This is a genomic window from Bacillus sp. 22446 (genome assembly GCF_052044955.1).
Taxonomy (GTDB): domain Bacteria; phylum Bacillota; class Bacilli; order Bacillales; family Bacillaceae; genus Bacillus; species Bacillus altitudinis.
Window position 1 is genome coordinate 312,142 of record NZ_JBQEOD010000001.1, and the last position, 14,629, is coordinate 326,770.

Annotated in this window: 14 protein-coding genes; 1 reads left to right on the top strand and 13 read right to left on the bottom strand. The window is 42.4% G+C overall.

Translation table 11 applies throughout. The features are described 5' to 3' along the window. Positions 1 to 111 precede the first annotated feature (111 nt). The 4 genes from ACTJJD_RS01675 to ACTJJD_RS01690 form a co-directional block, all read right to left on the bottom strand. Positions 112 to 834 (bottom strand): amino acid ABC transporter ATP-binding protein, encoded by a 723-nt coding sequence (locus ACTJJD_RS01675; protein ID WP_017357952.1) that lies wholly within the window; start codon positions 832 to 834, stop codon positions 112 to 114. After that, entirely contained in the window at positions 827 to 1,480 is a 654-nt protein-coding gene (locus ACTJJD_RS01680; protein WP_008342239.1) for an amino acid ABC transporter permease, read from the bottom strand. The genes ACTJJD_RS01675 and ACTJJD_RS01680 overlap by 8 nt, the downstream gene beginning before the upstream one ends. A gap of 126 nt (positions 1,481 to 1,606) precedes the next feature. Further along, positions 1,607 to 2,371, bottom strand: coding sequence for a transporter substrate-binding domain-containing protein (locus tag ACTJJD_RS01685; protein WP_008342238.1), 765 nt, complete (start codon positions 2,369 to 2,371; stop codon positions 1,607 to 1,609). 196 nt (positions 2,372 to 2,567) lie between these two features. After that, positions 2,568 to 3,005 (bottom strand): BrxA/BrxB family bacilliredoxin, encoded by a 438-nt coding sequence (locus ACTJJD_RS01690; RefSeq protein WP_007501138.1) that lies wholly within the window; start codon positions 3,003 to 3,005, stop codon positions 2,568 to 2,570. Between the two features lie 167 nt (positions 3,006 to 3,172). Between ACTJJD_RS01690 and ACTJJD_RS01695 the strand changes: the two genes are divergently transcribed. Further along, a complete protein-coding gene (locus tag ACTJJD_RS01695; RefSeq protein ID WP_048003061.1) occupies positions 3,173 to 4,066 on the top strand; it encodes a YegS/Rv2252/BmrU family lipid kinase in 894 nt (297 codons plus the stop codon). Between the two features lie 14 nt (positions 4,067 to 4,080). On the opposite strand, the gene ACTJJD_RS01700 is transcribed toward ACTJJD_RS01695, so the two are convergent. The 9 genes from ACTJJD_RS01700 to ACTJJD_RS01740 all read right to left on the bottom strand — a co-directional run bounded on the left by ACTJJD_RS01700 (position 4,081) and on the right by ACTJJD_RS01740 (position 14,505). Beyond that, positions 4,081 to 4,374 (bottom strand): YesK family protein, encoded by a 294-nt coding sequence (locus tag ACTJJD_RS01700; protein WP_008342236.1) that lies wholly within the window; start codon positions 4,372 to 4,374, stop codon positions 4,081 to 4,083. Positions 4,375 to 4,442: 68 nt separating this feature from the next. Next, positions 4,443 to 5,699: a dihydrolipoamide acetyltransferase family protein gene (locus ACTJJD_RS01705; protein WP_099496598.1), complete on the bottom strand. Its 1,257-nt coding sequence runs from the start codon at positions 5,697 to 5,699 to the stop codon at positions 4,443 to 4,445. Between the two features lie 19 nt (positions 5,700 to 5,718). Continuing rightward, entirely contained in the window at positions 5,719 to 6,702 is a 984-nt protein-coding gene (locus ACTJJD_RS01710) for an alpha-ketoacid dehydrogenase subunit beta (RefSeq protein WP_007501148.1), read from the bottom strand. Positions 6,703 to 6,714: 12 nt separating this feature from the next. Further along, entirely contained in the window at positions 6,715 to 7,707 is a 993-nt protein-coding gene (locus tag ACTJJD_RS01715; RefSeq protein ID WP_017357956.1) for a thiamine pyrophosphate-dependent dehydrogenase E1 component subunit alpha, read from the bottom strand. Between the two features lie 17 nt (positions 7,708 to 7,724). Beyond that, positions 7,725 to 9,149, bottom strand: a complete 1,425-nt coding sequence (lpdA, locus tag ACTJJD_RS01720) for a dihydrolipoyl dehydrogenase (protein ID WP_099496599.1) — start codon at positions 9,147 to 9,149, stop codon at positions 7,725 to 7,727. After that, on the bottom strand, positions 9,139 to 10,260 hold the full coding sequence (gene buk, locus ACTJJD_RS01725; RefSeq protein WP_017357958.1) for a butyrate kinase: 1,122 nt from the start codon (positions 10,258 to 10,260) through the stop codon (positions 9,139 to 9,141). The genes lpdA and buk overlap by 11 nt, the downstream gene beginning before the upstream one ends. 33 nt (positions 10,261 to 10,293) lie before the next feature. Further along, the gene (gene bcd / locus ACTJJD_RS01730; RefSeq protein WP_007501155.1) at positions 10,294 to 11,388 is read right to left on the bottom strand and encodes a branched-chain amino acid dehydrogenase; all 1,095 of its coding nucleotides are present in this window, start codon (positions 11,386 to 11,388) and stop codon (positions 10,294 to 10,296) included. Between the two features lie 25 nt (positions 11,389 to 11,413). Next, positions 11,414 to 12,307: a phosphate butyryltransferase gene (gene yqiS / locus ACTJJD_RS01735; protein WP_008342231.1), complete on the bottom strand. Its 894-nt coding sequence runs from the start codon at positions 12,305 to 12,307 to the stop codon at positions 11,414 to 11,416. Between the two features lie 125 nt (positions 12,308 to 12,432). Continuing rightward, positions 12,433 to 14,505 carry a sigma-54 interaction domain-containing protein gene (locus ACTJJD_RS01740; protein WP_025207603.1) on the bottom strand — a complete coding sequence of 691 codons (2,073 nt, stop codon included), beginning with the start codon at positions 14,503 to 14,505 and terminating at the stop codon, positions 12,433 to 12,435. Between the last annotated feature and the right edge of the window lie 124 nt (positions 14,506 to 14,629).

Here is a 14,629-nt window from a genome sequence, read left to right on the forward strand (position 1 = left end):
GATGTGATTCACTCTTTTCTGTCTACTTTTGTGAAATGATGAACTTTTTTTACTTTCCCCATTATAATCAAAAAAAGAAGGAGATGTTAAGTCTCCTCCTCGTTTTTTTCATTATAATATTTTTTGTAAGAAATCTTGAGCACGCTGTGAAGACGGAGATTCAAAGAATTCTACAGGATTGGCATCCTCTACAATTTTCCCATCATCCATAAAAATCACACGGTCTGCCACTTCTTTTGCAAAGCCCATTTCATGTGTGACGATCATCAGCGTCATCCCAGATTGAGCGAGCTCTTTCATGACCTCTAATACTTCCTTTACCATTTCTGGATCAAGAGCAGACGTCGGCTCGTCAAAAAGCATGATATCTGGTGTCATTGCAAGAGCACGTGCAATGGCGACACGCTGCTTTTGACCACCTGACAGCCGGTTCGGATAATCATCTTTTTTCTCTAGAAGTCCGACCTTTTTTAAAAGCTCCTCTGCCTGCTTGATGCTGTCTTCCTTCGATTGGTTCTTTACATTCATTGGCGCATACGTAATATTTTCTAGCACTGTTTTGTGCGGGAATAAGTGAAAATGTTGAAACACCATACCAATATTCTCGCGCACTTTTAGTGCATTTGTTTTTGGATTGGTAATTTCCGTCCCCTGAATCGTAATCACTCCAGAAGTCGGTTTTTCAAGTAAGTTAATACAGCGAAGAAATGTTGATTTTCCTGAACCAGACGGCCCGATGACAGCTACCACTTCGCCTTCTTTAATTGTGGTATCAATCCCTTTCAACACTTCATTTTTACCGAAAGATTTTGTGAGTTTCTCTATTTTAATCATTTGATTTTAACTTCCTTTCCACCGATTTGCCGACGAAGGTAAGAATAAGCACGATGACATAATAGATGAGACCCGCAAAAATTAGCGGTTCAAGATAGTTATAGGTGACGGCACCTGCTTGATAGGCTCGTCTCATGACATCGCCAAGTCCAATGACTGTGACAATCGCTGATTCTTTTGTCAGTGTAATCGTTTCGTTCACAAGTGCTGGTGAAATATTTTTGAATGCTTGCGGAAGCAATAAGTCCTTCATCATTTTAGCATACGGGATACCTAAAGCAACGGCCGCTTCTTTTTGCCCTTTATCAATGGCATTGATTCCTGCACGAATGATCTCAGAAACGTACGCCGCCGAGTTTAGTGAAAAGGCGGCTACAGCAGCCCAGTATTGATCAATTTGAAAGCCGAGCAGCTGGGGAAGACCAAAATAAATAATCAAAAGCTGAAGCACAAGCGGTGTGCCTCGGAAGATTGACGTATAAAAATCGGCTAGCCAGATAAGCGGCTTAAATACACTAATTTTACAGAGCGTTAATAAGATTCCTAAAATAAAACCAAGAAACAGTGATACCACAACAATAGAAAGCGTTACTTTAAGACCTTCTAAAATAAAGGGCATCTGAGGTATGACATCTTTAAAATCCATCATGATATTCTCCTTTTTTTCCTTCAGATAAAATCAAAGAATAAACAGGAAAAAAGTTCAACACATGTTGAACTTTTCAGCGCTTTCTACTTGATTTTCATGAATGACGCTGATCCTTTTCCTGACTTACTTTTCATCAGCAAACCATTTTTTAATGAGTTTATCAAGTTCGCCATTATCCTTCATTTCTTTTAATGATTTATTGAATTTCGCTGTTAAGTCGCTATTTTTTTTGAATGCAATGGCTGAACCTTCGTTTGAGCTATTCAATCCAAATGCTTGGAAATCTTTTTCCTTTTTCAAGTAGCCAGCCGCTACTTTATCTTCAATAATAGCTGCATCAAAACGGCCTGCTTTAATTTCTTGAATGATATCAGAAATTTTATTACGATCTTCAACTGTTAAGTTATATTTCTTTTGCAATCCGTTTGCTTCATCTTGCTGGATAGAACCTAATTGAACGCCAACCGTTTTGTCTTTTAAATCTTTCTCTGTTTTTATACCGCTAGATTTTTTTGATACAACCAAGTTTTCAGCATTGTAGTAAACATCTGAGAAATCAACTTGTTTTTTACGTTTTTCAGTAGGTGTCATGCCTGCAAGCACAATATCAGCTTTATTTGTTTTAAGAGCTGACACGAGGCTTGCAAAGTCCATATCTTGAATTTCTAGCTTGTAGCCGTTCTTTTTCGCTAGAGCTGTAGCAAGGTCGACATCAAAACCGATAATTTTATCACCATCTTTTGATTCAAATGGCGGATAATCTGCTGAAGTCGCCATAATGAGTGTTTTGTCGTCTCCTGATGCGTTTGAATTATTAGAAGAAGTTCCGCATGCTGCTAATGCAGCTGCAAGACCAGCTGTCATAAGTAATAATAACCACTTTTTCATATGATAATGCCTCCTAGTATTTAAAATCATGAGTAGATTTGAATATTTATTCACTATAATGTATTTTAAACACTTTCTTTTTGATATGCAATAGTATTTTGCTAAAATTATTTTGATTCTTATGTCATGTAAAACAAAAAAACAGACCGATCAAAAGACCGGACTGCCTCTAAATGATTCATTCAAAAGTAACATGTTACACTTCTTCGCAATACTCATCGAAAGCGGCTTGAAGTTTTGACACCACTTCCATCGGTTCATGTCCTTCGATTTCGTGACGTTCGACCATTTTAATGATCTTCCCGTCTTTTAATAGAGCAAATGATGGTGAAGATGGCGGGAAGCCTTCAAAGTATTCACGTGCTCTTGCGGTTGCTTCTTTGTCCTGTCCAGCAAACACTGTGAGCAATTGATCTGGACGCTTATCGTAATGAACAGAATAACCAGCCGCTGGTCTAGCAATACCACCTGCACAGCCGCACACTGAATTCACCATGACAAGTGTCGTTCCTTTTTTCGTCAGCGCTTCATCGACTTCTTCAGCTGTTGTCAGTTCCGTATAACCTGCCTGTTTAATCTCTTCTCGTGCTTGTTTCACAATATCATTCATAAATAAATTAAAATCAATATTCATAACCGTCCACTCCTTCTACGTACCAAACCATTTTAACTACATCATATCAAGGAAAACGCCGGCGGGCAAATGTCTTGTTTCGCCCCCTTCACTTTTTTCAAACGTCGTTTATGACTTGTGGAATTGGGGAAAAGTGATAGTAAAGTGATGAAAGGGAGAACTGCGTGATGGCACAATTCAAAAAAGCGATACTCATTTATAACGGAAATGCTGGACAAAAAAACATGGAAAAAACACTAGGTCAAACAGTGCCTCTTCTTTCTTTACATATTGATGAACTCATCCTTAAGCCTACAAAACAGCCGAATGATGCCTATCATTTCTGCCGTGAGATGGATGAGTCGGTTGAATTGCTGATTATACTAGGTGGAGACGGAACCGTCCATGAATGTATGAATGGAATTGGCGGTTTAGAAAAAAGGCCAGCTTTAGCGATCTTACCTGGCGGGACGTGCAATGACTTTTCTAGAACGCTGGGCATCCCTCAGCAGATGCCAAAGGCCGCTCAAATGGTGATAGATGGCACTGAAAAAAAGGTCGATTTAATCAAAGCAGATGATCGATACCTTTTAAATTTTTGGGGGATTGGTCTCATCGCAGATACCTCAAACAATATTAATGATAAAGAAAAAGCTGTCCTCGGAAAAATCAGTTACTTCACGAGCGCTCTTCGAACCCTTCAGCAGACAGAACCTTTCTATGTACGCATTGAAACCGAAGAGGAAAACTGGGAAGAAGAAGCTGTGATTGTCCTTGTCATGAATGGGCACTTTATCGGTACAAATAAAATAGATCTGCCAAATGCTTCAATTGATGATGGAAAAGCCGAAATTTTAATTTGCAGAAATACGAGTTTCTCTGCTTTAAAAGAGATTTTTTCAATGAACCGCGAAGAGCTAGAAGATTTTAAAGGTGACCTGTCTCTTATACAAGCATCCCGCATTCATATTCATACTAAAGAGGAAATGGATGCAGATACAGATGGAGAAGTATACATGACCGCTCCTTCTTCCCTTGAAGTATTAAAACAGCATTTAACCTTTATCGTTCCAGCAGAATAAAGAAAACGCCTGCATCATTTCGATGCGGGCGTTTTTTTGATATAACGTCTGTATAAATATTCAAGTGCATACCCTAGCAGTGTACCTATCAGAAGGGAAATGCCTAATAAACTATTGGCGACTCCTTTAAATCCTCCTATCATTAACAAGCAATAGGCGATTTGAATGATTGAAACGATCGATATGATGAGCAGTAAGCGTTCAGGATGATTGCGTGATTTGGAAATATACCGAAGAAAAGCGAACGCAATGGCTGTGATAAACATCAGACCGATCGTAAGAAAAGCAAAAAAATCTAGTCCAGACATCTCATGCCTCCTTTCTGATTGATATGGAAATCCCCCTCTCATTGTGAGAAGGGGACATATAAATGAGCTTAATAGACGGACGTCTCTTCGTCAATGCCTTCAAGAATTTGTTTAATTCTTTGCAGGAATCTACCGCATACAAGACCATCGAGTACTCTATGATCTAATGAAAGACAAAGATTCACCATATCTCTTGCGGCAATCATACCATTTACAATCATCGGGCGCTTTACAATAGATTCTACTTGTAAAATGGCTGCTTGCGGATAGTTAATGATCCCCATTGATTGAACCGAACCAAATGATCCTGTGTTGTTCACAGTGAAAGTGCCGCCTTCCATGTCACTTTGCTTCAGTTTGCCTTGTCTGACCTTGAAAGCAAGTTCATGAATTTCCTTGGCGATTCCCTTAATCGTTTTCTCATCCGCATCTTTAATCACTGGGACAAAAAGAGCGTCATCTGTCGCAACAGCAATGGAGACATTGATCGCTTTCTTTTGAACAATTTTATCACCAGCCCACATGCTGTTCATTTCAGGGAATTCCTTTAAGGCCTGAGCCACTGCTTTGACAAAGAACGCAAAGAACGTCAAATTAAAGCCTTCTTTTGCTTTAAATTGATCTTTTAGCTGATTTCTTCTTGTCACAAGGTTTGTCACATCCACTTCCATCATCGTCCAGGCATGTGGAATTTCATGCTTGCTTCTTAGCATGTTTGCGGCAATCGCCTGTCTAATCGGAGTGACCGGCAGTTCAACATCTCCAGGCATTGAAGGGATGGAAGGAGCCTCTTTTGCTTGTGACGGCTTCGCAGGCTCCGTTTGACCCGTACCATCACTCACAGGTGCTGCCGTTTCTTGTGCGCCTCCACTTTCGATAAGCTTCAGCAAATCTTTTCTTGTGATTCTGCCGCCAGCTCCCGTTCCTTGAACAGCCGCTAAATCAATTCCGTGCTCATCTGCTAAACGCAGGACTGCCGGAGAGTATCGTTTCTTTTGACTCTGATCCACATTTGTTTGGTCAGGTTCTGGTGCTTCATCTTGCGCAGGCGCCTCTTCTGTTTTCGCACTCTGCTGCGCACTGCCTTCTACTTCAATTTCACAAAACACTTCTCCTACTTGAAGGGTATCACCCTCTGCAGCCGCTAGTTTAGTGATTGTTCCTGTAAAGGATGACGGAACCTCTGCATTTACTTTATCTGTCATGACTTCCGCAATCGGATCGTATTTATTCACATGATCGCCAGGTGAAACGAGCCATTTGCTAATGGTTCCTTCTGTTACACTTTCACCAAGCTGAGGCATTTTCATTTGTTCAGTTGCCACTTTGAAACCCTCCTCTTTCTTAAAACGCCGCTAGTTCTCTCATTTCAGCTTCTACCTTATCCGGATTAACCATGAAGAATTTCTCCATTGTCGGTGCATAAGGCATTGCAGGGATATCAGGTCCTGCTAGACGTTTAATTGGCGCATCTAAATCAAACAAGCAGTGCTCTGAAATGATGGCCGCCACTTCACTCATGATGCTTCCTTCTTTTGTATCTTCTGTTAACAAGAGTACTTTCCCTGTTTTTGATGCCGCTTCAATAATCGCTTCTTGATCAAGCGGGTACACTGTACGTAAATCGAGAATATGAGCAGAAATTCCGTCCTTCGCAAGGCGCTCTGCTGCTTGGAGGGCAAAATGAACACAAAGGCCATATGTAATGACCGTAATGTCATCGCCTTCTCGTTTCACATCCGCTTTTCCAATTGGGAGCGTATAATCCTCTTCAGGCACTTCTCCTTTAATGAGACGGTATGCACGTTTGTGTTCAAAGAACAATACAGGATCTGGATCACGCACTGCGGCTTTTAACAACCCTTTGACATCATAAGGTGTAGAAGGCATCACAATCTTTAAGCCTGGCTGATTGGCAAAAATGGCTTCGACCGATTGTGAATGATAAAGCGCCCCGTGTACGCCGCCCCCGTAAGGAGCACGAATGACCATTGGGCAGCTCCAATCATTATTGGAACGATATCTAATTTTTGCAGCCTCTGAAATGATTTGGTTGATGGCTGGCATAATAAAATCCGCAAATTGCATCTCTGCGATCGGACGCATTCCATACATAGCAGCCCCAATACCTACACCTGCAATCGCTGATTCGGCAAGAGGTGTATCCATGACGCGCGCTTCTCCAAATTGCTCGTAAAGACCCGCTGTTGCTTTAAATACGCCGCCTTTTTTCCCGACATCCTCTCCGAGCACAAACACTTTCGGATCTCGCTCCATTTCTTCTTTCATCGCTAATGTGATAGCGTCTATATATGACATAACAGGCATTTTTCTTCCCCCTTACTCCGCATACACGTAACGAAGTGCGCTTTCTGCATCGGCATAAGCTGCGTTTTCCGCTTCATCAGTGGCTTCGTTTACGATTTGCATAATTTCTTTGGTCATGTCTTCTTTCATTTCAGAAGTCATGACATTTCCTTCGATTAAGTACGTTTCATATTGAATGAGCGGATCTTTCTTTCTTGCTTCGAGCACTTCTTCCTTTTCTCGATAGCTAGAATCATCGTCATCACTTGAATGCGCAGTTAACCGGTAAGAAATGGTTTCGATCAATGTTGGGCCTTCGCCTCTTGCCGCACGGTCTCTCGCTTCTTTGACCGCTGCATACACTTCAAGCGGATCATTTCCATCAACCGTCACACCAGGCATTCCGTACCCTATTGCACGATCTGAAATACGCTCACATGCCACTTGTTTGTCATACGGGACAGAAATCGCATACTTATTGTTTTCACACATGAAAATAACAGGCAGCTTATGCACCGCAGCAAAGTTGGCGCCTTCGTGGAAGTCTCCTTGGTTTGAAGAGCCTTCACCGAACGTGACAAAGCTAACAAAATTCTTTTGCTCTAGACGCCCGGCAAGTGCGATGCCAACCGCATGAGGAACCTGTGTTGTCACAGGTGATGATCCAGTCACAATTCGGTTTGATCTTTGCCCAAAATGACCTGGCATCTGTCTCCCGCCTGAGTTTGGATCGTCTTTTTTCGCAAAACCAGACATCATTAAATCTTTCGCCGTCATCCCGAATGCAAGGACAACCCCCATATCACGGTAATAAGGTAAAACGTAATCCTCTTCCCTATTGAGGGCAAAAGCGGCACCGACTTGCTGCGCTTCCTGTCCTTGACAAGAGATGACGAATGGAATTTTTCCAGAACGGTTTAAAAGCCACATCCGTTCATCAATTTTTCTTGCTAAAAGCATGGTTCTATATATGTCAATCGCTTGTTCATCTGATAATCCTAATTCCTGATGACGCATGTTACTCATCATGTTTCCCTCCTTGATTAAAAATGGATCGCCTTTCCGTCAACAGCCAGTGCTGCCTCGCCAATTGCTTCTGACAAGGTTGGGTGCGGGTGGATCGTCTGCCCCACTTCCCACGGAGTTGCATCTAATACTTTGGCTAATCCAGCTTCAGATATCATATCTGTTACATGAGGACCAATCATATGAATCCCTAAGATATCATCTGTCTTTTGATCGGCAATGATTTTGACAAATCCATCAGACTCTCCAAAAACAAGCGCTTTTCCGATGGCCATGAAGGGAAACTTCCCAATCTTGACTTCGTAGCCTTGCTCTTTTGCCGCCTGTTCAGTCAGCCCAACACTAGCGGTTTCTGGGTGAGAGTACACACATTTAGACACGAGCGTTTCATCAAGCGGCTTTGGATCTTGACCAGCCATATGTTCTACTGCAATCATGCCTTCATGTGATGCGACATGCGCCAGCTGAAGACCGCCAATGACATCACCTATTGCGTAAATATGCGACTCTTTCGTTTGATAATGCTCATTCACGACAATGCCTTGCTTTTCTGTCTGAATGTCCGTGTTTTCAAGACCTATGCCTTCCACGTTTGGCACTCGGCCAACTGAAAGAAGCAGTTTCTCTGCTTCAAACGACTGAGTGTCTCCACCTTTTTCCACTTGGATCTTGACGAGATTCTCGTGCTTTTCGGCAGTATCTGGCAGAACCTTCGCATTTGTCACTAAGGTGATGCCCTTTTTCGTTAAAAGCTTTTCCATTTCTTTAGAAATATCTTGATCCTCTGTTGGTAAAATGCGATCTGCAAATTCGATCACTGTGACTTTTACGCCAAAATCATTGAGCATAGAAGCCCATTCGATTCCAATCACGCCTCCGCCGACAATCAGCATGGACTGAGGGAGTTCTTGCAGTTCAAGTGCTTCGTCTGATGTAAGGATGTGTGTTCCATCTGCTTCAAGTCCGGGTAGGACGCGCGGTCTTGATCCAGTCGCAATGATGACCTGCTTAGGAATCAGCATTTCATTTTCATCGCCATTCGCCATTTCTACCGAGATGGTGCCTGGCATTGGCGAAAAGATTGAAGGGCCTAGGATACGGCCTATTCCTTCGTATACATCAATTTTTCCTTGTTTCATTAAGTGTTTGACGCCGCCTGCTAATTTGTCGACAATCTCTGTTTTTCTTTTTTGTACGCTTGCAAATTGTAAGGCAATTCCGCTTGCTTCAACGCCAAAATCAGCGGCACGTTTGACCGTTTGATAGACTTCTGCACTTCTAAGCAGCGCTTTAGATGGGATACAGCCTTTATGAAGACATGTTCCACCGAGCTTTGATTTTTCTACGACTGCTGTTTTCAATCCAAGTTGAGAGGCACGAATGGCCGCTACATAGCCGCCTGTGCCTCCACCAAGAATGACGAGGTCATATTCAGTTGCCATGACTTGTCACTCCTTTCTCCGCCTTTTGATCATTTGGGTATTCTTTTGGTGATTCTTCTTCTTTTAAGATGCGAAGCGCCCCTTCTGCTAAGGATTGCAATTCATTTTCACCTGGGTACACAACAACATCTGAAATCCAGTCAATGTATCCTCTAATGCTTGACGTAATTTGTTTGCTGTAGGCAAGGCCGCCTGTTAACACAATGACGTCTACAGCTCCTTTTAAGACCGCACTAGCCGCACCGATTTCTTTGGCAATTTGATAGCACATCGCTTCATAAATAAGCGCCGCACGCTCATCACCTGCTTCGATCATGCGCTCTACTTTTACTGCATCTGTCGTACCAAGATAGCCTGCAAGACCGCCTTCGCCAATAATGCGTTTGAGCATTTCCTCTTGCGAATATTCACCAGAAAAGCATAAATTAACAAGGTCACCTGTTGGGAGAGTACCTGCCCGCTCTGGACTGAAAGGACCCTCACCATGAAGACCGTTATTCACATCAATGACTTTTCCTTTTTGATGTACACCAATCGTAATTCCGCCGCCCATATGGGTAATGATCATGTTCAAATCTTCGTAACGCTTTCCAAACGAAGCAGCCGTTTTTCTTGCGACTGCTTTTTGATTTAACGCATGAAAAATGCTTTTCCGCTCAATTGTTGGCAGTCCTGAAATACGAGCAATCGGCTGTAGTTCATCTACGACTACGGGATCAACAATAAAAGCTGGGATGTTAAGGCCAAGTGCAATTTCTCGGGCAATAATTCCGCCTAGATTAGAGGCGTGCTGGCCAGCATACCCTTCTTTTAGGTCTTCAACCATTTGCTCATTTACTTCATATGTGCCACCTTCAATCGGGCGAAGCAGACCACCACGTGCGCAAACTGCATCAAACTTTGAGATGTTCATCCCCTGTTCATGCAGTGTTTTCAAAATGGTTTCTTTCCGGAATGAAAATTGATCAATGATATGAGGAAACTGCTTGATTTCCTCATCTGTATGTCTTAATGTCGTTTCAAAAATAGATCGTTCATTATGAAACACACCGATTTTTGTTGAGGTAGAGCCAGGATTAATCGTGAGAATACGCCATTCTTTTGTCAGCAAAAACAAAACCTCCGTTTCAACTCATTCATCCATTTAGCGACGACTTAAAATATGTTGACCATTTTGCAGGAATTGGCTTCTTGATTTGCGCATTCTTTCAATTCGCTCTTCAGCCAATCGGTCAGCCGCTTTATAAGTTGGAATGGCATCACGGTTAGAGATTTCAATCACTCGCTCAATGTTTTGGTAAATGCCTTCTACTTTTTTCATTGCACGATCTGCATTATAGCCATAAAGCTCATCTGCAACATTAATCACACCGCCTGCATTGATCACATAATCAGGTGCATACACAATGCCCATTTCATGAATAAGATCTCCATGATGTGTTTCTCTCAGCTGGTTATTCGCTGCACCTGCAATGACTTTTGCCTTTAATTTAGGAATCGTCACATCGTTAATGGTTGCACCGAGTGCACATGGTGCGTAAATATCACATTCTTGATCATAAATATCATCAGGGTCTACCGCTTTTGCACCGAAGTCTTCTACAGCTCGCTGAACTGAGTCTTTGTTGATATCAGTAACGATAAGCTGTGCGCCTTCTTCATGCAGGTGTTTACATAGGTTGTAAGCCACGTTTCCAACACCTTGAACGGCAATTGTTTTTCCTTCTAATGAATCTGTACCGAATGCTGCTTTTGCAGCTGCTTTCATGCCTTTATATACACCGTAAGCAGTCACTGGAGATGGGTTTCCTGAAGAACCAAATGCAGGAGAGATGCCTGTGACAAAGTCTGTTTCTTCATGGATAAGATCCATATCTTCTACCGTTGTACCGACATCTTCAGCAGTGATATAACGGCCATTTAATCCTTGAATGTAACGGCCAAAAGCACGGAACATTTCTTCATTCTTGTCTTTTCTCGGATCACCAATGATGACCGTTTTACCGCCGCCAAGGTTAAGCCCTGCCGCCGCATTTTTATAAGTCATACCTCTTGCAAGACGCAAGGCATCTTCGATAGCTGCTTCTTCATTTTCATATGTCCACATTCTTGTTCCGCCGAGTGCTGGCCCAAGTGTTGTATCATGAATGGCAATGATGGCTTTTAAACCAGACTGTTCATCCTGACAAAATACAAGCTGTTCATAATCGTATCGTTCCATATATTTAAAAAGTTCCATTTTCTATTCCTCCTAATACTTTCGCTTAATTAGATGTACAGATGGCAAGTGCAATTGAATAGAGCTTGCTTTCAGCTGAATCAGACCGGCTTGTTAAAGCAATCGGTGCTTTCGCTCCTGCCACCACAGCTCCCACTTTTGCATGAGCAAAGTAGATGAGAGATTTATAAAGAATGTTGCCTGCTTCAATGGTTGGCACAAGCAAAATATCTGCATGACCAGCCACATCACTCGTAATATTTTTATGAGAAGCTGCCGTTTGAGAAATGGCATTATCTAAAGCAAGCGGCCCATCAATCAGGCAGCCAGAAATTTGACCTCTTCGATTCATTTGCGCAAGACTTGCAGCTGTGAGCGTCGAATCCATCGCTGGGTTTACGACTTCTACCGCTGATAATACCGCCACTTTGGGCATATCATTTCCGACAGCTTGCGCGACTTGAACGGAATTCACCGTAATTTCTTTCAGCATATTTAAATCAGGCGCAATGTTCATCGCAGAGTCCGTCACATAGATAAAACGGTCAAAGCCCGGTACTTCGAAGGCTGCAACATGTGAAAGGACACTCGCTGTCCGAAGACCATATTCTTTATTTAGGACAGCTTTTAACAGTACGGCTGTCGGGACATGACCCTTCATGAGAATATCTGCATGATTTTCACTTACTGCCTGAACGGCAATTTTTGCAGATTCTTCTGGTGAATCTGAATGAATAATATCTATCCAGTCTTCATTGATCTCATGCTGTTTGACTAGCTCCTTTAGGTTGCGTTTGTTTCCAACCAGCAGGAAGCGAGCGACTTTTCGTTCGATTGCCATTTTGATGGCATGAAGCACTTCTTCGTCTTCTGCATGAGCCACAGCCGCTGTTTTATTCTGCAGCTGCGAGGCTTTGATAATCAGATCGTCAAGCTTCATACTTGCCCACCTTTCCTTGTGCTCGGTTCCTCTTTTTATATGCAAGTTCCGTGCCAGCTTGAAATGTGTGAAAAATAAACCTTTTCGCAAAGAAATCATGCAATTTTTTGCAGGTTACGTGCATGTTACTGCATGCTATCTTTTGCAAGCTGATACTTATCCATTTTATAGTAAAGATTTCGAATGCTGATCCCTAACGTTTTTGCTGTTTTTGTACGATTGAATTGATGTTTTTCAAGGGTTTGTTTGATCAGCTGCGCTTCAAATGCTTCTACAGCATCCGAGAGCGTCTCCCCCTCAAATTGACTAACAGCCAGTTCCTGCTGCTCTTTTTCCTCATGCTCTTCTGACTCCATGAAGGCGATATGTGCTTCATCGATCCATTCTTCTTGCGGATTCAAAAAGATCATCGCTCGTCCAAGCACATTTTCAAGCTCTCTCACGTTGCCTGGCCAGCTATATGATCGAAGTCTATGAAGCGCACGATCTGTTAAGCCGCTGACGTTTCGCCCATAGTCTAAATTGATCTTCTGGATGAGGCGTTTACTTAATGATTCAATATCTTCGAGACGCTGTCTGAGCGGTGGGATCGATATCGGGTATCTATTCATTCGATAATATAAATCCTCTCTGAACTTCCCTTCTGCCATCGCCTTTTCAATATTGACATTTGTCGCTGTGATCACACGCACATCGACCGGTATCGCTTTCGTTCCGCCTACCCGAACAATTTCTTTTTCTTGCATGACACGCAGCAATTTCGCTTGTGTACTTGGCGTCATTTCACCGATTTCATCTAAAAAGATGCTGCCTTGATTGGCTTCTTCAAACAGCCCTTTTTTCCCGCCTCGCCTTGCACCAGAAAACGCTCCTTCCTCGTAGCCAAACAGTTCTGACTCTAAAAGAGTTTCTGATAAGGCAGCACAGTTGACACGGACAAAGCGGTTGTACTTGCGATCACTTTCATTGTGAATGGCATGTGCAAACAGCTCTTTCCCAGTACCTGATTCTCCGCGGAGTAAAATGGTTGCCGGCGTTTTTGCACCCAGCTTTGCCTGCTCAAGTGCGACAAGCATTTGTTCACTTTCTCCAATAATGTCTTCAAATGTGTACTTTGCTTCAAGTGTTCGGATGAGCTGTCTTGCTTTATTTAATTCATTCGTCAATGATTGAATTTCGGATACATCGTGAATGACGCCGACACTGCCTTTTAGAATGCCGTCCACAATAACAGGTGCTACATTGACGATGACATCTTTTTTATTTGGACCAACCTTCATTCTGACGCCACGAACAGGTCTTCTTGTTTCAAGCACCTTTAAGTGCATGCTTTCCCCTTCGGAAATATCAGCACCAGCTGGTTTACCTACGACCTCTTTATCCGTTAAACCGGTCATTTTCGTATAAGCACGGTTGATCAAAATACCTTTCCCCTGCTCATCGACAACCGATATGGCTTCATCTGATGATTGAATAATCGCCTCAAGCATCGTTCTTACTTCTTTGAGGTTTGTCACTTCTTCCGCAAGCTCCACCGCATCTGTAATGTCTTTAAAGATGGATAAAGCACCTAACATTCTCCCCGCGTCATCAATAATCGGCAGACGGGTGGTCACAATTTGAATTTGCTGATTCAAAAATTGCTTTTGGTTAAATTCCGGCTCCCTTGACCTTAATATATCGGGAAGTTTCGTGTTCGGAATCACTTCTCGAATGTGACGGCCAATCGCATCCTTTTGCGAACACCCCACCATTTTGGCAGCCGATCGATTAAACAGGACCACTTCTTCATCCATATTAATAAAAATCATGCCATCATTCGTTGCATTAAAAATGCGGTCATGTTTATAGGTTTGTTCCTTCAATATTTGAATAAGCTGTTGTTTCTCTGCCATTAATTCTGACATGACATATGCCATCGAGCTTGGCACAATCACAGCATGCTCTGGTTTTTGTTCAATTAGTTCCTTCAGTACAGCAGAACTGCCTGTGGTTTCAATGATGATATCAATGTCATCTTTTATGTATTCTTTCCAATCCGTCGTCGTCTCAATTCCATTCTTTTTCGCTTCATCCATCCCCGGTGCCTCGAGATCAAGGTCGGCGATCGCAATGATTTGAACCGTATTTGTTTTCAGCAATGTTTCAAGCAGTGCTGATCCACCTTGTCCTGCACCGACAATCAAGACTCTCTGCATCCCGTTACCCCTTTATATGAAAAATTTTGCACACCATATTTTTCCGTTGCAAAAAATTGCACAACACCTATATTACCACGTTTTCCTTTCTTGACAAAATATTTTTTGAATTAGACAATGGAAG